The sequence below is a fragment of the Sphingomonas sp. CFBP 13720 genome (assembly GCF_014842075.1).
GTDB lineage: Bacteria > Pseudomonadota > Alphaproteobacteria > Sphingomonadales > Sphingomonadaceae > Sphingomonas.
Map to the genome: position 1 here is coordinate 20,067 of NZ_JACYVA010000010.1, position 18,865 is coordinate 38,931.

General features: G+C 66.7%; 16 protein-coding genes. 10 read left to right on the forward strand and 6 right to left on the reverse strand.

What is annotated here, in order from left to right:
• Positions 1-57 precede the first annotated feature (57 nt).
• Together IFT55_RS15760 and hisN are read right to left on the reverse strand one after the other, a co-directional pair.
• Positions 58-573, reverse strand: coding sequence for a YciE/YciF ferroxidase family protein (locus tag IFT55_RS15760; protein ID WP_192093310.1), 516 nt, complete (start codon positions 571-573; stop codon positions 58-60).
• Between the two features lie 63 nt (positions 574-636).
• Positions 637-1,419 (reverse strand): histidinol-phosphatase, encoded by a 783-nt coding sequence (hisN, locus tag IFT55_RS15765; RefSeq protein ID WP_192093311.1) that lies wholly within the window; start codon positions 1,417-1,419, stop codon positions 637-639.
• Positions 1,420-1,505: 86 nt separating this feature from the next.
• On the opposite strand from hisN, the gene IFT55_RS15770 reads away from it, so the two are divergent.
• Together IFT55_RS15770 and IFT55_RS15775 are read left to right on the forward strand one after the other, a co-directional pair.
• On the forward strand, positions 1,506-2,525 hold the full coding sequence (locus IFT55_RS15770) for a phospholipase A (protein WP_192093312.1): 1,020 nt from the start codon (positions 1,506-1,508) through the stop codon (positions 2,523-2,525).
• Positions 2,526-2,606: 81 nt separating this feature from the next.
• A complete protein-coding gene (locus IFT55_RS15775; protein WP_192093313.1) occupies positions 2,607-3,158 on the forward strand; it encodes a peroxiredoxin in 552 nt (183 codons plus the stop codon).
• Between the two features lie 182 nt (positions 3,159-3,340).
• On the opposite strand, the gene IFT55_RS15780 is transcribed toward IFT55_RS15775, so the two are convergent.
• Positions 3,341-3,994 (reverse strand): FCD domain-containing protein, encoded by a 654-nt coding sequence (locus IFT55_RS15780; protein ID WP_192093314.1) that lies wholly within the window; start codon positions 3,992-3,994, stop codon positions 3,341-3,343.
• Between the two features lie 206 nt (positions 3,995-4,200).
• Between IFT55_RS15780 and IFT55_RS15785 the strand changes: the two genes are divergently transcribed.
• Complete coding sequence (locus IFT55_RS15785; RefSeq protein ID WP_192093315.1) at positions 4,201-4,899, forward strand: extensin family protein; 699 nt, start codon at positions 4,201-4,203, stop codon at positions 4,897-4,899.
• Positions 4,900-4,951: 52 nt separating this feature from the next.
• Complete coding sequence (locus IFT55_RS15790) at positions 4,952-5,815, forward strand: LOG family protein (RefSeq protein ID WP_192093316.1); 864 nt, start codon at positions 4,952-4,954, stop codon at positions 5,813-5,815.
• A 94-nt stretch (positions 5,816-5,909) separates the two neighbouring features.
• Here the strand turns inward: IFT55_RS15790 and IFT55_RS15795 are convergent, their stop codons facing one another.
• The gene (locus IFT55_RS15795) at positions 5,910-7,478 is read right to left on the reverse strand and encodes a lysine--tRNA ligase (protein ID WP_192093348.1); all 1,569 of its coding nucleotides are present in this window, start codon (positions 7,476-7,478) and stop codon (positions 5,910-5,912) included.
• Between the two features lie 52 nt (positions 7,479-7,530).
• Between IFT55_RS15795 and IFT55_RS15800 the strand changes: the two genes are divergently transcribed.
• From IFT55_RS15800 to IFT55_RS15820, 5 genes are all read left to right on the forward strand, one after another.
• Positions 7,531-8,454, forward strand: coding sequence for a bestrophin family protein (locus tag IFT55_RS15800; protein ID WP_446740734.1), 924 nt, complete (start codon positions 7,531-7,533; stop codon positions 8,452-8,454).
• Positions 8,455-8,510: 56 nt separating this feature from the next.
• Positions 8,511-8,831, forward strand: a complete 321-nt coding sequence (locus IFT55_RS15805) for a hypothetical protein (RefSeq protein ID WP_192093318.1) — start codon at positions 8,511-8,513, stop codon at positions 8,829-8,831.
• Between the two features lie 71 nt (positions 8,832-8,902).
• The gene (locus IFT55_RS15810; RefSeq protein ID WP_192093319.1) at positions 8,903-11,602 is read left to right on the forward strand and encodes an ATP-dependent DNA helicase; all 2,700 of its coding nucleotides are present in this window, start codon (positions 8,903-8,905) and stop codon (positions 11,600-11,602) included.
• The gene (locus tag IFT55_RS15815; RefSeq protein ID WP_192093320.1) at positions 11,599-12,132 is read left to right on the forward strand and encodes a SixA phosphatase family protein; all 534 of its coding nucleotides are present in this window, start codon (positions 11,599-11,601) and stop codon (positions 12,130-12,132) included. The genes IFT55_RS15810 and IFT55_RS15815 overlap by 4 nt, the downstream gene beginning before the upstream one ends.
• Positions 12,133-12,195: 63 nt before the next feature.
• Complete coding sequence (locus tag IFT55_RS15820) at positions 12,196-13,293, forward strand: ATP phosphoribosyltransferase regulatory subunit (RefSeq protein ID WP_192093321.1); 1,098 nt, start codon at positions 12,196-12,198, stop codon at positions 13,291-13,293.
• A 36-nt stretch (positions 13,294-13,329) separates the two neighbouring features.
• Here the strand turns inward: IFT55_RS15820 and IFT55_RS15825 are convergent, their stop codons facing one another.
• On the reverse strand, positions 13,330-13,842 hold the full coding sequence (locus IFT55_RS15825; RefSeq protein WP_192093322.1) for a MucR family transcriptional regulator: 513 nt from the start codon (positions 13,840-13,842) through the stop codon (positions 13,330-13,332).
• Between the two features lie 293 nt (positions 13,843-14,135).
• Here IFT55_RS15825 and IFT55_RS15830 point away from each other — a divergent pair, with 293 nt between their 5' ends.
• Complete coding sequence (locus IFT55_RS15830) at positions 14,136-15,473, forward strand: sensor histidine kinase (RefSeq protein ID WP_249403878.1); 1,338 nt, start codon at positions 14,136-14,138, stop codon at positions 15,471-15,473.
• Positions 15,474-15,695: 222 nt separating this feature from the next.
• Here IFT55_RS15830 and IFT55_RS15835 read toward each other — a convergent pair whose 3' ends face one another.
• A complete protein-coding gene (locus tag IFT55_RS15835; protein WP_249403879.1) occupies positions 15,696-18,485 on the reverse strand; it encodes an Rne/Rng family ribonuclease in 2,790 nt (929 codons plus the stop codon).
• Positions 18,486-18,865 lie beyond the last annotated feature (380 nt).

Genomic DNA, 18,865 nt, shown 5'->3' on the forward strand with positions numbered 1-18,865 from the left:
TGCGCCGCGTCGCAGCGCCGAATGCGCGGGACGGCGCGACGCCGCCCCGCACCCCGGTCAGCCTTCCGCCAGTTCGGCGCGGGCGTTCAGCTTGTGCTCGGCCATCGCCGACAGCTTTTCGTCGGTCGCGCGTTCTTCCGCCAGCGTTTCGGCCAGCACGGCGGCGCAATCCTCGCGGCCCAGCTGCTTCGCCCATGCGATCAGCGTGCCGTAGCGCGTGATCTCGTAATGCTCGACCGCCTGTGCCGACGCGATCAGCGCGGCGTCGAGCACCTTCTTGTCCGCGATCTCGCCTGCGACCTCGTTCGCTTCCTTGATGATGCCGTCGATCGCGGGGCAGGTCACCGCCTTGCGTTCGGCGCCGTGCATCTCGAACACCTGCTCCAGCCGGCGGATCTGCACCTCGGTTTCTGCCAGATGCTGCTCGAACCCGGCTTTGAGTTCGGGGTCGGTCGCCTTGGCGATCATCTTGGGCAGCGCCTTGGTGATCTGGTTCTCGGCGTAATACACGTCCTGCAACTGGTGGACGAACAGGTCGTCGAGCGTTGCGATATCCTTGGAAAACAGACCCATGACGGATTCCTTTGTTTGATGGACAGACCCGTCCCCAACGATGCCGCGCGGTGGTGGTTGCGTTCAGTGACCGCGACAGGCGAGCAGTTCGACGATCTCGTCCACCCGCGCCGGATCGCCGACCGCGATCACTTCGCCGATGCTGCCGGCGTGCAGCGGATCGCCCGACCAATCGCTCATCGCGCCGCCCGCGCCCTCGACCACCGGGACCAGCGCGGCGAAATCGTGCAACTTCAATCCGGCTTCGATCACCACGTCGAGATGGCCCGAGGCGAGGCAACCATAGCTGTAGCAGTCGCCGCCCAGCACGGTCGACCGCACCTTCGCATCGACATGTTCGAACCCGTGGAGCTGCCCGTCGTCGAACAGCGCCGGGCTGGTCGTCGCCAGCAGCGCGTCGGCCAGATCGCGACAACGCCGGGCCTGCGCCGGACGGCCGTTGAACGTCGTCCCGCGCCCGACCGCACCGACCCAGCGTTCGGCAATGATCGGCTGATCGATCACGCCGAGGATCGGCCAGCCATCCTCGACCAATGCGATCAACGTGCCGAAGATCGGGCGTCCGGCGATGAACGATCGCGTGCCGTCGATCGGATCGAGCACCCACACGCGATTGCTGCTGCCTTCCCGCACGCCATATTCCTCGCCCTGAATCCCGTCCATCGGCACTTCGGCCGCGAGCAGCCGGCGCATCGCCGCCTCCGCCTCGCGATCCGCCAGCGTCACCGGCGACGCATCCTCCTTCACCTCCAGCCCATAGTCGGCGCGAAACCGCGGGCGGATCGCGGCACCTGCGACATCGGCAAGGCGGGCGGCGAGGTCGAGATCGGCTTGGGTGACGGGCATGGCGTGCTTTCGGTGCTGAGGTCGGTACGGATGTAGCGAACGATCCCGACTCGAAGAAGTCGCAAAGCCGTGCCACGGTGGCGCACATGCTGTCCCTGACCCTGTTCGCGCTGGCCGCCCCGCAGATCCGCATCGTCGCCGAACCGCCGGCCAGTGTCGCGGCGGCGGAAGCCGGGATCGACGTGTTCGTGATGAACGAAGGCGACGCCCCGGTGCAGACGGTTCCGCCCGCCGAACTGGCGGTAACGAGCGCGGACGGCGTCGCGCTGCGGATCGTGCCGGCCGAACCGATGGCGGTGACGGTCGCGGCGGGCGGGTTCCGCACGATCCGCTACCGGACCAGCGTCGTGCCGGTGGTAGCCGCTGCCCCTGTCCCTGCCGACGTGCCCGCGCGGCGCGGCGAAACGCGGGTAGCGACGGCGACGGGAACGACATCGGGCTTTCTCGACCGGTTCGAACCGCACGAGCCGGTCTATGGCGCGTTCGGGTTCGGGTCGGATGGCGCGAAGCTGCAATACAGTCTCGCGTTCCGCCCGTTCGATGGCGCGGGCGCGCTGGACGGGGTGCGGCTGGCATGGACGCAGACGATGTTCTGGGCGATCGACGAACCGTCGGGCCCGTTCCGCAGCACCAACTACAGCCCCGAAGTCTATTACCAGCGTTCGATCGGCGAGCGCGTGACGGCGGCGGTCGGCTATGCGCATGACTCGAACGGACGCGGCCCGATCGGGTCGATCGACGTCAATCGCGTCTATCTGGGCGGAAGTTACGCGGTGCCGGTGGGCGGCGGCTGGTCGGTCGAACTGTCGCCCCGCCTGTGGACCTATGTCGGCACCGGATATCGCGATCTGGACCGGTATTGGGGCAACGCATCGCTGGGCGCGGCGATCGGGCAGGTCGACGGCTTGCGGGTCGAAGCGTCGCTGCGCAACCCGACCGGCGATCGGCGCGCGGCCGAACTCTATGCGTCCTACCCGTTGGTCCGGCTGGGCGGGGGCACCGGCATCTATCTGTTTGGACAAGGCTTTGCCGGATATGGCGAGGCGATCGACGATTTTCGCCGACGCAGCAGCAGCGCGCGGATCGGCGTCGCCTTCACCCGCTAACGCCCGGCGGCGTACCCCCGCTGGTACGCGCGTGCGAAGCTGCTAGGGTCCATGGCAACCGGTTTCCGAAGGACATTTCCGATGCGTATCGCCCTGCTCGCTATCGCCGCCATCACTCTGCCGTTCGCCGCACCGCTATCCGCCGCGCTCGCGCCAGGCGCGAAGGCTCCCGATTTCACCACCCGTGCGGCGATCGCAGGCAAGGCGTTCACGCTCAATCTCCGCTCGCAACTGCGCAAGGGGCCGGTGGTGCTGTATTTCTTCCCGGCGGCGTTCACCGGCGGCTGCAATGCGGAGGCGAAGGCGTTCGCCGAATCGGTCGACCAGTTCAAGGCGGCGGGCGCGACGGTGATTGGTATGTCCGCCGATCCGATCGAGCGGTTGCAGGCGTTTTCCAGCGAACATTGCGCCGGACGCTTCGCGGTGGCGAGTGCCGGACCGCGCGTGATCTCCGGGTTCGACGTCGCGCTGAACCGTCCCGCCGGGGCGGACGGAAAGCCGCGCACGATGACCACGCGAACCAGCTATGTCATCGCGCGCGACGGTCGCATCGCCTTTGCCCATTCGGACATGAACCCCGCCGACCATGTGCGCACCACGCTGGCGGCGGTACGGGGTCTGGCGGCGAAGTAACGCCCATGCCCCGCCGCCTGTACCGGCGGCGGGGCATTTGACGACAGGGGTGGTTGACCGGTCCGGTTGCTTCCCCGCCCAGTGCGACACGTCCGAACCGGCGATCGGAGCAGAATAGCGTTCGCGTCCGTTCCATGCGGATCGCCCGACGGATGCACGGCCGGCGCGGATCGGCGGCCCAACTACCCGCGCACGATCCCGAACTGTGCGCGCAGGTCGATGATCGTGGCGACCAGATGCTGTTCCATCAGCAGGCGGACCGCCGCGCCGTCGCGCGCCATCCACGCGTCCAGCATCTGACGATGTTCGAGATGCGCGCGGTCTTCGCGCCCGCTGGGCTGAAGATGCGTGATGACATAGCGTTCGGCCAGCACCGCCAGCCGTTCGACCACGCCGGTCGTCAGGTCACGCCCGCGCGCGCGGACCAGCGCGGTGTGGAAATCGCGGTTGCATACCGCGACGGCGGGCAGGTCGTTATGCGCCGCCGCGTCCAGCCGTTCGAACGCCGCCAGCGTCAGCGCCCGCGCCGGTTCGTCGGCACGTTCGGCCGAATGCGCCGCCGCATCCGGTTCGATCGCCAGGCGCAGCTCGTATATCTCTTCCGCCTGTCCTGCGGACAACGGGCGTACGGTATAGCCGCGATTGGCCTGGCTGGCGATCAGCCCTTCCTGCTCCAGCCGGGCCAGCGCCTCGCGCAGCGGAATCTTGCTGACTCCCAGTTCGTTGGCCAGCGCATCCTGACGGATCGGCTGGCCTTCGGGCAGCGCGCCACGGACGATCTGTTCGCGCACGATTTCGAACACGCGGTCGGAAAGGGTACGGACGACGATATTCACGCGGCATTCCTTCAACGGCCCCGCCGGGAACGACGAGTGGCGGCACGAACCGACCCCGTGACCGGGCCCGCCATGCGTTGACCGAACCTATCCAGAACCAAGCAATACGATCAACAGGATTGTGACACCGGTAGCCAAACGGGCGTGACGCTCTGCCCGTCGCATCGCGACTTGCACCGGCACGGACCGCGTGAAACGGAAAGACGATGCCGCCGTCCGCCACCCGTCGCCTTGCCGCCCTGTGGCTGCTGCCCCTGTTGCTGTCAGCCTGTATCGGCGGCGGCGGCAGTCAGGACGATCCGCCGCCCCGCCCGATCCGCCCCCGTGCATCGGGTCCGGTGACGCTGACCGGGCCGACGCCGCGCGACACCCAGAAATGCTATGCCGACCTGTCGCGGACGGGCGTACGGTTCAGCCCGCTGCCGGATCGCGATTACGGGTCGGGATGTATCGTGCAGGGCGCGGTGCAATTGCTGGACATCGGCGTACCGGTGAACGGACTGAAGGCGATCCGCTGTCCTGCGGCACGGGCACTGATCGGATGGGTCCAATATGGCATCCGCCCCGCCGCCCGCCAGATACTGGGCAGCGACGTGGTGCGCATCGACAGTTTCGGCACCTATAGCTGTCGTGCGATCGTCGGCGGCGGGGCGGCATCGGCGGGGCGGCTGTCGCAGCACGGACTGGCCAATGCGGTCGACATCGCCGCGTTCGTGCTGGCCGACGGGCGGCGGATATCGGTGCAGCGGGACTGGAACGGCGATGATCCCGCCGCCCGGCAATTCCTGCGCACGGTCCACGCCTCTGCCTGCAAACGCTTCGTCACCACGCTCGGCCCCGATTACAACGCGGCGCATTACAACCACCTGCATCTGGATATGGGCGGGCGATCCTTCTGCCGATGACGCGCCGCCATGCTTGCCGCATCCCGCCGCGGGGCTTACAAGCCATTCGTCTATGACCGATACCAAAGTACCGTCCCGCGTGTTCCGCGGGGCCAAGCAGGAAGCCGAAAGCGCGCGTTCGCAGCTTTCGACGCCGCAGACCGAACACCCCGCCTATCGTCTGGCGTTTCAGGACATGGAGTTCCTGTTGCGCGACGACCTGCGCCCGGTGCGGTTCCAGTTGGAGCTGTTGAAGCCGTCGCTGTTGCTGGATGAAGCGAACATCGCCTCGACCTTCGTAATCTACGGGTCGGCGCGCATTCCCGAACCCGACAAGGCGCAAGCGCTGCTCGAACTGGCGCAGGACGACGCATCGCGCGCCATCGCCGAACGGATGATCGCCAAGTCGCATTATTACGACGTGGCGCGCGAGCTGGCATTCCATGCCAGCCAGTTTCCCAACGATGTCGGCGGCAAACGTCATTTCGTCGTGTGTTCGGGCGGCGGGCCGTCGATCATGGAGGCGGCGAACCGCGGCGCGAACGAAGCGGGGGCCGAATCAATTGGGCTGAACATCGTCCTGCCGCACGAACAGGCGCCTAATCCCTATGTTACCCCGGCGCTGTCGATGCAGTTCCACTATTTCGCGCTGCGCAAGATGCACTTCCTGCTGCGTGCGCGGGCGGTGGCGGTGTTCCCCGGCGGGTTCGGCACGTTCGACGAAAGCTTCGAGCTGCTGACACTGATCCAGACCGGCAAGATCGCGCCGATGCCGGTGCTGTTCTACGGTCGCGAGTTCTGGGAACGGGTCGTCAACTGGGACGCGCTGGTCGAGGAAGGCGTGATCTCCGCCCGCGATCTCGATCTCATCACCTTCGTCGAGACGGCGGAAGAGGGCTGGGCGGTGGTCAAGCGGTTCTACGAAGAGCGGAAATAGAGGCGGTCCGCCCGAATCCCCGAGGCCGCATCCCCAACGAACGTCATCCCAGCGCAGGCTGGGATGACGCTACATAATCCGACCCTTACGTTGCCTACCGCGCCAGCGCGTCGGCGATCAGACGTCGCGAATTGTCGATGCCGTACAGCGCGATGAAGCTGCCCATGCGCGGCCCCTGCGCGGTGCCGAGCAGCGTTTCGTACAGCGCCTTGAACCAGTCGCGCAGCGATTCGAACCCGCCGGTTTTGCCGATCTCGTACACTGCGTTCTGGATATCCTCCGCCGACGCATCGGCGGGCATCGCGGCCAGATCGGCATCGAGCCGTTCGAGCGCGGCGCGCTCCACATCGGTCGGTGCGCGACGTTCGGGCTTTTCGGCTACGTCACGGACGAACGCCAGCGCATGGTCGATCAGGGCGTCGAGCGCGGGATAGCGTTCGGGCGACGCGTCGGCGACATAATTGGCAAGATAGCCCCACACCTGCACCTTGCTCGCTTCCCCCATCACCCCGACCAGATTGAGCAACAGGCCGAACGTCACCGGCAAGGTTTCGGCGGGAGGTTCGCCCCCATGGATGTGGTGGACCGGATTGCCCAGCCGCTGTTCGACCGGCTGTGCGGCATAGTTGCCGCGAAACTGCCAGTACTCATCGATCGCGCGCGGGATCACGCCCAGATGCAGTTGCTTGGCCTTTTTGGGTTCGCGATAGGCGTAGAAGGCGAGGCTTTCCTGCGGCCCATAGGTCAGCCATTGTTCGAGGCTGAGGCCATTGCCCTTCGACTTGCTGATCTTCTGACCATGTTCGTCGAGGAACATCTCATAATTGAACCCCTCGGGCGGACGCGCACCCAGCACGCGTGCGATCTTCGACGACTGCGTCACCGAATCGATCAGATCCTTGCCCGCCATCTCGTAATCGACGCCCAGCGCGACCCAGCGCATCGCCCAGTCGACCTTCCATTGCAGCTTGGCCCCGCCGCCGAGGATCGAATGCTCGATCCGGGTATCGCCATCGACGAACGCGACGATCCCGGCATCGGCGTCGATCACCTCGACCGGCACCTGCAACACGATGCCCGTCGTCGGGCTGACCGGCAGCACCGGGGAATAGGTCGCGCGCCGTTCCGCCCCCAACGTCGGCAACATGATGTCGAGAATCGCCTGATAGTGGCGCAACACACCCTTCAGCGCGTCGTCGAACCGTCCGCCGCGATAATAGTCGGTCGACGACACGAATTCATAATCGAAGCCATACTGGTCGAGGAAGCCTCGCAGCCGCGCATTGTTGTGCGCTGCGAAACTGGCATGCGTGCCGAACGGATCGGGCACGTCGCTCAATGGCTTGCCGAGATGTTCGGTCAGCATAGCGTGGTTCGGCACGTTGTCGGGCACCTTGCGCAGCCCGTCCATATCGTCCGAAAACGCGATCAGCCGCGTCGGCTGGTCCGACAGTTCCATGAACGCGCGGCGGACCATCGTCGTGCGCAGCACTTCGTTGAACGTGCCGATATGCGGCAGGCCCGACGGGCCATAGCCGGTTTCGAACAGGACGGGTGCGCCACCGGGTTTTCCGTCGGGAAAACGCTTCAACAGCTTGCGCGCCTCTTCATAGGGCCAAGCCTTTGAAACCATTGCGGCATCGCGGATAATAGGGTCGATCATCCGATCGTGATAGGCAATCGCTACCGAAATTTCCACATGTTGCGCCGCAACCATGCCATGTTCCGTGCGTACCGCACCGCGCATGATCATCACCGCTACCCCACGCTACACCAGGATCATTGCCGAGGTGTGGAAACCGCTGATCGCCCTGTTCGTCTGGGACGTCCTCGTCACCGTCGTCTATTTCATGCTGCCGTTCCACGCGCCGACGCTGCCGTTGACGCTGTTCGGTTCGGCACTGGCGCTGTTCCTCGGGTTTCGCGACAATTCGGCGTATCAGCGCTGGTGGGAAGGCCGCGTGTTGTGGGGTGCGATGATCAACGCATCGCGCAATCTGGCGCGCGGGATCATCGCGTTCATCGGTCCCGAGGACGACGGCGAGAAGCGTGACCTGAAGCGTTCGATCGTGCTGCGGCAGATCGCCTATGTCCAGGCGCTCCGCAACCAGTTGCGCCGACAGGATCCCGAAGCCGAAGTCCATCGGTTCCTGTCGCGCGAGGAAGCGGGAGAGCCGTTGGGCCGCACCAACGTGGCCAACGGACTGCTCGATGGCACCGGACAGCGGATCGCGGAGGCGCACCGGCGCGGGTGGCTGAACGACCTGCAACAGTCCAGCCTCGAAAGCGTGCTGATCGATATCGCCAATGCGCAGGGCGGGATGGAGCGGATCAAGAATACGCCGCTGCCCAACCAGTACCGGTTCTTTCCGACGCTGTTCACCCGGCTGTTCTGTATCCTGTTGCCGATCGGGCTTGTCGAAACGCTGGGTATCGCGACGCCGCTGGGATCGGGCATCGCGGGGCTGATGTTCCTTGCAGTGTTGCAGATCGGCGAGGATCTGACCGATCCGTTCGCCAATACCGTCCACGACGTGCCGCTGACCGCAATGTGCCGCACGATCGAGATCGACCTGTTGCAGGCGATCGGCGATCCCGCGCCCGCGCCGATGAAGCCCGATCGCGATGTGTTGTGGTAAGGGAACGCAGCGCCCGTCCGATGGGTTGACCGCCTTCCCTTGCAGCGGAGACGATGATGGTCGGCGAGCATAAACCCACGCAGAAGATGGCGGCCAACGCGAAGAAGGGTCTTGAACTGCGCGAGAAATTCGATCGCGGCGGGACGGACGTGGGCGTGGCCCGCGCGAAGCAGATCGTGGATGGCGGACCGATGTCGGACGACGACGTGAAGTCGATGCACAGCTATTTCGCGCGCCACGACGTCGACAAGGATACGAAAGCGCACGAATGGGGCAACGACGACGACCCATCGGCGGGATATGTCGCATGGCTGTTGTGGGGCGGCGACGAAGGCCGCGACTGGGCCGACCGACAGCGCGCGAAAATCGGGGAATAGTCGCGGATAGAAGGGGCAGCGCGACCGGCGTTCGGCTTCCGTTCTTCTCTAGGTCGCGATAAGGAAGGGTGATGCTGCCCTATCCCGCTCTCCACGCCAGCCATTCGGGCATCTGGATCGCCGATGACGCCGGCACGCGGCGTATCGGCCGGGGCGAAGCGATCGCACAGGTCGCGGACACCCCGACGATCGTCATGAACGCGGCGATGGTCGGGCAGCGGTTGGGCTACGCCGAACTGTCGGGGCTGGATCTGCTGGAACTGTTTGCGTTCGTGCATCCGGCGCGGTTCGCGGTGCCGACGCCGAAGGGGCTGACGCAGATACTAGACCTGACCCTGCCGACCGAGGAAAGCGGGATCGCGGCAATGCTGCGCAGGGCGGCGACGAAACTGATCGCGACCGCGTCCGCGCCATGGCCCGAACAGGAAGGCGCATGGACCGCCGCGCAATCGCTGTTCCGGTTGCGCTGGCCATGGGCGCCCGCGCTGGGACAGGTGCTGCCGAAGCCCGCGACTGCCGAACGCTGGCTGTTCGCGAAGCTGCCCGAATGGGAGGAAGTCCCCGCGCGGAGCAGCCCGCGCACCGTGACGATGCCCAGCGATGCGGTGGCGGAGCGGCTGGCACGGCTGACCGGGGCGACCGCAGAGCCGCGTCCGGGACAACGCGCCTATGCCACCGCCGCCGCCGACGCTTTTGCCCCCCGCGCCGCCCGCGATACACCCAATCTGGTGCTGGCGGAGGCAGGGACGGGGATCGGCAAGACGCTGGGCTATCTTGCCCCGGCTTCGCTGTGGTCCGAACGCGCCGACGGCGCGGTATGGGTATCGACCTTTACCAAGGCGCTGCAACGCCAGTTGGCGGCGGAAACCGAACGCCTGTTCCCCGATCCGGTCGAACGGCGGACCCGCATAGTGACTCGCAAGGGGCGCGAGAATTATCTGTGCCTGCTCAATCTGGAAGACGCGTTGCAGGGCGGGTTTCAGGGACGGGCCGCGGTGCTGGCGCATCTGGTCGCGCGCTGGGCCGCCTATAGCGCGGATGGCGACATGGTCGGCGGCGACCTGCCGGGATGGTTGCCGACGCTGTTCCGCCGCAACGGGTCGACCGCGCTGACCGACCGGCGCGGCGAATGCATCTATGCCGGGTGTCCGCATTACCGGAAATGCTTCATCGAACGCGCCGCACGCGCGTCGGCGCAGGCGGATATCGTCATCGCCAACCATGCGCTGGTCATGGTCAACGCCGCGCGCGGCCGGGAAACGGGCACCCGCCCGACCCGCTATGTGTTCGACGAGGGACATCACCTGTTCGACGCGGCCGACGCGATGTTTTCCGCCGCGCTGACCGGGGCGGAGTCGATCGAGATCCGCCGCTGGGTGCTGGGACCGGAAGGCGGCGGGCGCGGCCGTCGTCGCGGGCTTGCCGCCCGTCTGTCCGACGTCGCCAGTTACGACGCGGCGGGGGGCGAGGCGGTGGCGGCGGCGGTCGAAGCGGCACGCGCGCTGCCCGCCGACGGCTGGCTGGCGCGGGTGCAGGAAGGCGCACCGTTCGGCCCGCTGGAAACGCTGCTGGGGGCGGTGCGCGGAGCGGTGTTCGCGCGCGCGAAGGATGGCGAGGCGGGATACGGGCTGGAAACCGAACTCGCCGAACCGCCGCCCGAACTGGTCGAGGCAGCCGGTCCGGCCGCGCAGGCGCTGGACGCCCTGCTGCGTCCGCTGGTAGCGCTGGGCAAGCGGTTGGAGGCGGTGCTGACCGAAGCGCCCGACTGGATGGACGGGCCGGCACGGGCGCGGGTCGAAGGGGCGATCGCGTCGCTCGGCTGGCGCGCCGAAACCGTCGGTGCATGGTCGCGGCTGCTCGCCCGGATCGGCGGGCCGGCCGACCCCGATTTCGTCGACTGGCTGGCGGTGGATCGGATGGAGGGGCGCGAATATGATGTCGGGCTGCATCGCCACTGGCTCGACCCCAGCAGGCCGTTCGCCGAAACCGTGCTGAAACCCGCGCATGGCGTTCTGGTGACGTCGGCGACGCTGCGCGCCGGCGGCGACTGGAGTGTGGCCGACGCCCGGAGCGGCGCGCCGCACCTGATGCGCCCGCCCGTCCATTTCGAAGCGGTCAGCCCGTTTTCCTATGCGACGCAGGCAGAGGTGGTGATCGTCACCGACGTGAAGCGTGGCGACCTGCCGGGGCTCGCCAACGCCTATGGCCGGCTGATCGTGGCGGCGGGCGGGGGGACGCTGGGGCTGTTCACCGCGATCCGGCGACTGCGCGGGGTGCATGCGCGGATCGCCGACCGGCTGGCGCGCGACGGACTGCCGCTGTTCGCCCAGCATGTCGATCCGATCGATACCGGCACGCTGGTCGATATCTTTCGCGACGATCCCCGCGCGTCGCTGATGGGCACCGACGCGCTGCGCGATGGTGTCGACGTACCCGGGCATTCGCTGCGATTGGTGGTGATGGAAGGGGTGCCGTGGCCGAAACCCGGCGTTCTGCATGCCGCGCGGCGGCTGGCGGGCGGCGGCAGTGCGTATGACGACCGGGTGGTGCGCGCGCGGCTGGCGCAGGCGTTCGGACGGCTGATCCGCCGCGCCGACGACCGGGGCATGTTCGTGCTGCTGTCCGCCGCGATGCCGTCCCGCCTGCTGGGTGCATTTCCCGAAGGAACGCCGATCGTCCGCTGCACGCTGGACGAAGCGGTCGCCCGCGCCCTTTCCTTGCAGGAGCGATTGGGGCATGGGGAATCACTGCCCATGGAGCCGATCGCATGAAGACGTTGACGCTGTTGCGCCACGCCAAGTCCGGCTGGGACGATCCGGCATTGCGCGATTTCGATCGCCCGCTGAACCGCAAGGGCGCGCGCGCCGCGACCGCGATGGGCGCGCATGTCCGCACGATGGGCATCGCGTTCGATCACATGATCGTCAGCCCGGCGGTGCGGGTCGCGCAGACGCTGGAGCATTTCGCGGTCGGCTATGGCCCGTTGCCCGAAGCACATGCCGACCGGGCGCTGTATCTCGCATCGGCCGCGACGTTGCTCGACGCGGTACGCGCGCTGCCCGCGGGGGCCGACCGCGTATTGCTGGTCGGGCATAATCCGGGGCTGGAGGATCTGGTGCTGCTGTTGTCGGCGGACAGCAATCCGTTGCGCGGCGCGGTGGAGGAGAAGTTTCCGACCGCCAGCGTGGCGGTGCTGGAGCTGGACGGCGACTGGGCTACGGCGGACAATGGCTGCGGGCATCTGGTACAGTTCGTCCGACCGCGCGATATCGATCCGACGCTGGGACCGGACCACGATTAACGGCGACCCGCGCGCGGCAGCCGGCCTTGCCCGTCCCACCGCCATCGCCTACGCACCCCGCCCATGACCGGATTGCTTCCCGAAGGGTTTCACGATCGCCTTCCCCCCGCCGCCGACGGCCTGCGCCGGTTCGAGGACGCGGTGCTGGGCATCGCGCATGGCTATGGCTATGAACAGGTCGATCCGCCGCTCGCCGAGTTCGAGGCGGCGCTGGCCGGCCGGCTGAAAGGCACGGCGGCGACCGATGCGGTGCGCTTCGTGGATCCGGTCAGCCAGCGGACGCTGGCGATCCGTCCCGATATCACCGCACAGGTCGCCCGGATCGCCGCGACGCGCATGGGCCACCATCCCCGCCCGGTGCGCCTGTCCTATGCCGGCCCGGTGATGAAACTGCGCGCCACGGAACTAGCCCCGCGCCGCGCGTTGCGCCAGATCGGTGCGGAACTGATCGGCATGGACACCGTCGCCGCCGCCGCCGAAATCGTGACCGTCGCGGTCGAGGCGTTGCAGGCGGCGGGCGTGTCCGGCGTGTCGATCGACTTCACCCTGCCCGATCTGGTCGCGACGATCGCGACCGACCTGCCGGCCGACCGGCGTGCCGCGCTGATCGACGCGCTGGATGCCAAGGATGCGGGGCGCGTCGCGGCGATCGATCCGGCATGGTTGCCGCTGGTCGAGGCGGCGGGACCGTTCGACGCGGCACTGGCGCGGCTGCGCGCCGCCGATGGCGCGGGACGGCTGACGTCGCGGCTCGACTCGATCGAGGCGATCGCGCACACGCTCGACGGGCGGGTGGCGATGACGCTGGACCCGACCGAACGGCACGGGTTCGAATATCAGAGCTGGCTGGGATTTTCGCTGTTCGCGCGCGGCGTGCTGGGGGAGGTCGGGCGCGGCGGCACCTATGCCGTATGTCACGAAAACGGCACCGAGGAATCAGCGGTCGGATTCTCGCTCTACGCCGATGCGCTGCTCGATGCGGGATTGGGCGAGCAGGACCGGCGGCGGCTGTTCCTGCCGATCGGTACGGATCGGGCGGCAGCGGCGCGGTTGCGCGGACAGGGATGGGTCACGGTCGCGGCGCTTGCGACCGACGACACGCCCGTCGCGCAATTGTGCACCCATGTCTGGCAGGGCAACGCGGTGATCGCGCTCGACTGACCGGCGGGGCGACGTTCGCCACCCCGCCGTTCGGATTTATTCCACGACGACCTTGGGCTTGCGGCCCCGACGCTTCGGCTCGCCGGCATCGCCCGCGGCGTCGGGCGCATCATCTGCAGACGTGGTGCGTGCCTTCCGGCCCAGGCCGATCCGCTTGGCCATGTCACGACGGCTTTGCGAATAGGTTTCTGCGACCATCGGATAATCGGCGCGCAGACCGTAACGCTCGCGATAGGTTTCCGGCGTCAGACCATGACCGGCAAGATGACGGCGCAACGTCTTGTACGACTTGCCGTCGATCATCGAAATGATGTGATCCTTCGACGCCAGCGACTTGCGCACCGATACGGCGGGAACGTGGTCCTGCGCCGGCTGCGGCGCTTCGGTTTCGGTCGCACCGTTGGCAAGGCCAAGAACGGTCGCGTGCATCGTTTGCAGGAACGTCGGAACATCCTCTGCCGAAACGCGGTTGTTACCATTATTCAACCACGCGATCGTCAGTTCGGTGGCAAGCTCGATTGCATTCAGTTCGGAACCGTCTTCGGCCATGAATATCTCCTTCATCGATAAGTTGCATGCGACGACTGATCGTAGTCGTCAACCGAATTACGCTCCAGTATTGCTTAATTTTCGACATTTGTTCCCCGAAAAATGAAATTCACGGTGCAGATGACCGGTAACGCTATCGCAGGTTATGTAATCCCCCCGTGGCGTTGGCTCGGCTCGGGGAAGGATTGCACGCCGTTGCCACACGGCAGCGACTTGAAGAACCCGTTACGAATCCATCCGATATCGGTTGATACGTCGTACGAAAGATGCAGGTTCGCTACGGTGACTGTTCGATGAAGCATCCATCAGCCCCTGCCATCGACCGCGTCTGGTTACAGGTCGCCGATGACGTATCCATGTTTGCATGGGTGACGGCGGACGATGGCCGAATGCTATGGGCTAATCGACGATGGCTCGACGAACTGGACGCGGACGCGATCGGCGCACCATGGATGCGACAGATCGCCGACGCAGATGTCGCGGCAACGCAGGCCGCATGGCGGACGGGGAACGAAGACTTCACCACATCGGCGACGCTGATCGACCGCAGCGGATTGCCGCGCCGGTTGCAAATGACGCTGCACCGCGACGATGCCGGTCGCTGGATCGGGATGGCGGCGGACGACGCGGCACGGCAGCGCGCAGAAACCGCGCACGATGCGGCCCGTGCGGAACTGGACGTTCTGACCAACGCCATGCCGCAGATGGTGTGGGCGACCCGGCCGGATGGCCACCACGAATTCTACAATGCGCAATGGTATCGTTTCACCGGCGTTGCCGAAGGTTCGACCGATGGCGAAGGATGGAGCGACATGTTCCACGTCGACGATCGTGAGCGGGCATGGGCACGCTGGCAGCACAGTCTCGCGACCGGCGACCCTTACGAGATCGAATACCGGTTGCGCCATCGCAGCGGCAATTATCGCTGGGTATTGGGCCGGGCATTGCCGGTGCGCAACGACGATGGATCGATACGCCGGTGGATCGGCACGTGCACCGACATCGATTCCGCGCGCCGAGCGGCAGAACAGAACGAAATCCTTAGCCGCGAACTCAGCCACCGCATCAAGAACATCTTCGCGGTCATCAGCGGACTGGTGCGCATGTCCGCGCGGCGGATGCCCGAAGTACGTGGTTTCGCCGACGATCTGGCGGGACGGATCGGCGCATTGGGCGCGGCGCATGACCTCGCGCGTCCGCACAGCGAACGGTCGCGCCCATCGGTGGGCGAAGCGACGTTGCACACGATCCTGCGCGAACTGCTTGCCCCCTATGCCGCAGGACAGTGGCAGGTGACGGGAGACGACGTGGCGATCGACGATCGCGGCGCGACGCCGATCGCGCTGGTGTTTCACGAACTGGCGACGAATGCCGCGAAATATGGCGCGTTGTCGGTGCCCGACGGAACGCTGACGCTCCAGACGAAGGTCGTGGACGACGCGGTGTCGATCGAATGGCACGAGCGTGGTGGACCGCCGGTCGGGGCCGCACCCGATACCACCGGGTTCGGCACCCGGTTGGCGCAATTGAGCATCGAGCAGCAACTGGGCGGAACGATCGAACGTGACTGGCGGCGCGAAGGGCTGATCGTACGGATCGGCGTGGCGCGCGGTGCGCTGGTCCGGGACTGACCCGACCGGATTACGGTTCGGGTTTCAGGACCGATCGACGTTCAGCCCTGACGGCCTGCAAACGGCGGTTTCGCATATTTCCGGTGCGCACCTACCGGTAGTACGCGGCGCTGCGGGTCAAACAAATCCACCGGTTTCGGCACGTCATCTTCTGAATGTCGATCGGTCCCGGACGAAAACGGGCGGCTTCCTTTCGAAAGCCGCCCGCATCGTTTCCGGCGTTCAGGCGCCGAACGTGCGCTGCCACCAGCCGCGACGCGGCGAGCCGCCTTCGCCGCCTTCGGCATTCTCCGTCGCCGTATCGCCTTCGTCGGTCGCCGCTTCTACGACCTCGGTCACGACAGCGGGTTCGGCCGCCGCTTCCACGACCGGTTCGATCGCCTCCGCCGAAACCGCATCGGCCGCCTTGCGGCGCGGTGCCCGACGGCGCTTCGGCGCGGGTTCGGCTTCCGCCTCTGCCGGCGCGGGGGCCGGTTCGACCGGAGCCGGGGCTACGGGTGCCTCGACCACCGCATCGGCGGCGACGTCGGCCTTGCGACGGCGCGTCCGCTTGGGCTTGGGCGCTTCCTCGGCCGGCTCGGCGACGGGTTCCACGACCGCTTCGATCGCGACTGGCGGCGCGACGGTGATCGGCGCGGCGTCACCTGCCTCGACGGTCACTGGTTCGGCCTCGACCGCACCTTCGACCTTCGCACGCGCGCTCGGACGGCGGCGGGTGCGCTTGGCCTTCGGGGTTGGCTCGGCCTCGACCGCATCCGGCTCGGCGACGGGTTCGGGCGCGTCGGCCACGACGTCGGCAACCACGTCGTCCTCTGCGGGCAGATCGGCGACCGCGGCTGCGCCATCGGCGGCGTCGAACGCGTTCTCGCCCCGACGACCGCCACGACGACCGCGACGGCGACGCTTGCGTCCGTCCCGCGGTGCCGCATCCCCGGCACGCTCGACCGGCGCGGCATCGTCGGCCTCGCCATCGGCGTCCTCGGCATCGGTTTCCGCATCAGCATCGGCGTCGGCATCAGCATCGGCGTCGGTTTCGAGATCGCCTTCGGCGTCCTCGCCGGCCTCGACCTCGCCATCCTCGCGATTGCGACCACGACGGCTGCGGCGACGGCGGCGGCGCTTACCCCGGCCTTCGCCCTCGTCGTCGGCGCGGGCGCGCGGCGCTTCCTCGACCGCTTCGTCCTCTTCCTCGATCTCGACCTCGTCCTCGATTTCCTCGAAGTCGTCGTCCTCATCCTCGATCACGACCAGCGGCTCGACCTTGGGCGGATGCGCGGGCGGCGGGCCCGACGCCTCGACTGCCATGCGCGCGCCCTCGATCTCGGCATCGGGCACGATCTCGACCATCACGCCATAGCGGTCCTCGACTTCCGCAATATCGGCGCGCTTCTTGTTGAGGACATAGAACGCCGCTTCCTGGCTGGCGCGCAGCACGATCAGCGACCCGCGACCGCGTGCGGCCTCGTCCTCGATCAGGCGTAGCGCCGACAAGCCGGCCGACGATGCGGTGCGGACAAGGCCGGTGCCTTCGCAATGCGGGCACTGCCGCGTCGACGCTTCGAGTACGCCGGTGCGCAGCCGCTGACGGCTCATTTCCATCAGACCGAACGCGCTGATCCGGCCGACCTGGATCCTGGCACGATCGTTCTTCAGCGCTTCCTTCATCGCCTTCTCGACTTTCCGCACATTGGACCCATGGTCCATGTCGATGAAGTCGATGACGACCAGACCGGCCATGTCGCGCAATCGCAGTTGGCGCGCAATTTCCTGCGCCGCTTCAAGATTGGTCGCGGTGGCGGTCTGTTCGATATTGTGTTCGCGGGTCGACCGGCCCGAGTTGATGTCGATCGACACCAGTGCCTCGGTCGGATTGATGACCAGATAGCCGCCCGATTTCAGCTGGACGACCGGATTGTACATCGCGGCCAGTTGATCCTCGACATGCGCGCGCTGGTACAGCGGTACGGCATCGGCATATTGCTTCACGCGGCGGGCATGGCTGGGCATCAGCAGCCGCATATGTTCCTTGGCCTGACGGAACCCGTCCTCGCCCTCGACGATGACTTCGTCGACGTCCTTGTTATAGATGTCTCGGATCGCGCGCTTGATCAGGTCGCTGTCGCCATAGACCAGTGCGGGGGCCGACGACGTCAGAGTCTGTTCGCGAATGCCGTCCCACAGCCGCGCCAGATAATCGAAGTCGCGCTTGATCTCGACCTTCGACCGCTGAAGCCCGGCGGTGCGGACGATGCAGCCCATCGACGCCGGCAGCGTCAGTTCGGCCATGATCGACTTCAACCGCTTGCGATCGGCGGCCGAGCTGATCTTGCGGCTGATCCCGCCGCCATGCGCGGTGTTGGGCATCAGCACGCAATAGCGCCCGGCCAGCGACAGATAGGTCGTCAGCGCCGCGCCCTTGTTGCCGCGTTCTTCCTTCACGACCTGGACCAGCAGCACCTGCCGGCGGCGGATCACGTCCTGGATCTTGTAGCGGCGACGCAGGTTCAGCCGGCGCTGGCGCAGCGCTTCGACCGCGGCATCGTCGCCGCCGCCCGACTTGCGCGGGGCGGGCGGCGCGGAGTCGCCATCCTCGCCCTCGACATGCGCGTCGTCGTCGGCATGATCGAGCAGCTCGTCGCCGCCGTCCTCGTCATGCTCGTGATCGTCATAGTCCAGATCGTCGTCCTGGTCCGATCCGGCGCGCAGCGCGGCCTCCTCGGCGGCATGCTCGGCCTCTTCGGCCAGCAGCGCGTCGCGGTCTTCCTTCGGGATCTGATAGTAATCCGGGTGGATTTCGGAAAAGGCGAGGAAGCCGTGGCGGTTGCCGCCGTAATCGACGAACGCCGCCTGCAACGACGGTTCGACCCGCGTCACCTTGGCAAGATAGATATTCCCCTTGAGCTGCTTGCGCTCTGCCGATTCGAAGTCGAATTCCTCGATCCGGTTACCCTTGACGACGGCGACACGGGTTTCTTCCCGGTGGCGTGCGTCGATCAACATCCGCGTGGTCATGATAGTGTCTCCGGGCGCGCGGGACGGCTTGGCCAGTCGGCGCGCCATGGCGCGCGGCGGGGAATGGTCCCGGTGCCTGCGCGCGATTGTTGGCAATTGCGTCTGCTTGCAGGGGCAGCCCGGAAAGCACCGGGCGGACAGCCGTCGTCCGGTCGCCGGCCGCGAAAGCGGCACAGGCGGATCGGGACGGAACTTGCCACATGCGAGCGTCAACCTGAAATAACCCCGCCGCGAACGCGGCCGGGGTGCTGCATCGGGGTTGCGGAGCGGGGACGCTCCAAAGCCGATGTGATACGATGCGTAGCACCGGGTTTCCCCAACGGCAACAGCCGCCGGACGCCGCATCATGACGCGACTAACCGTAACAAACCTTTAAAATT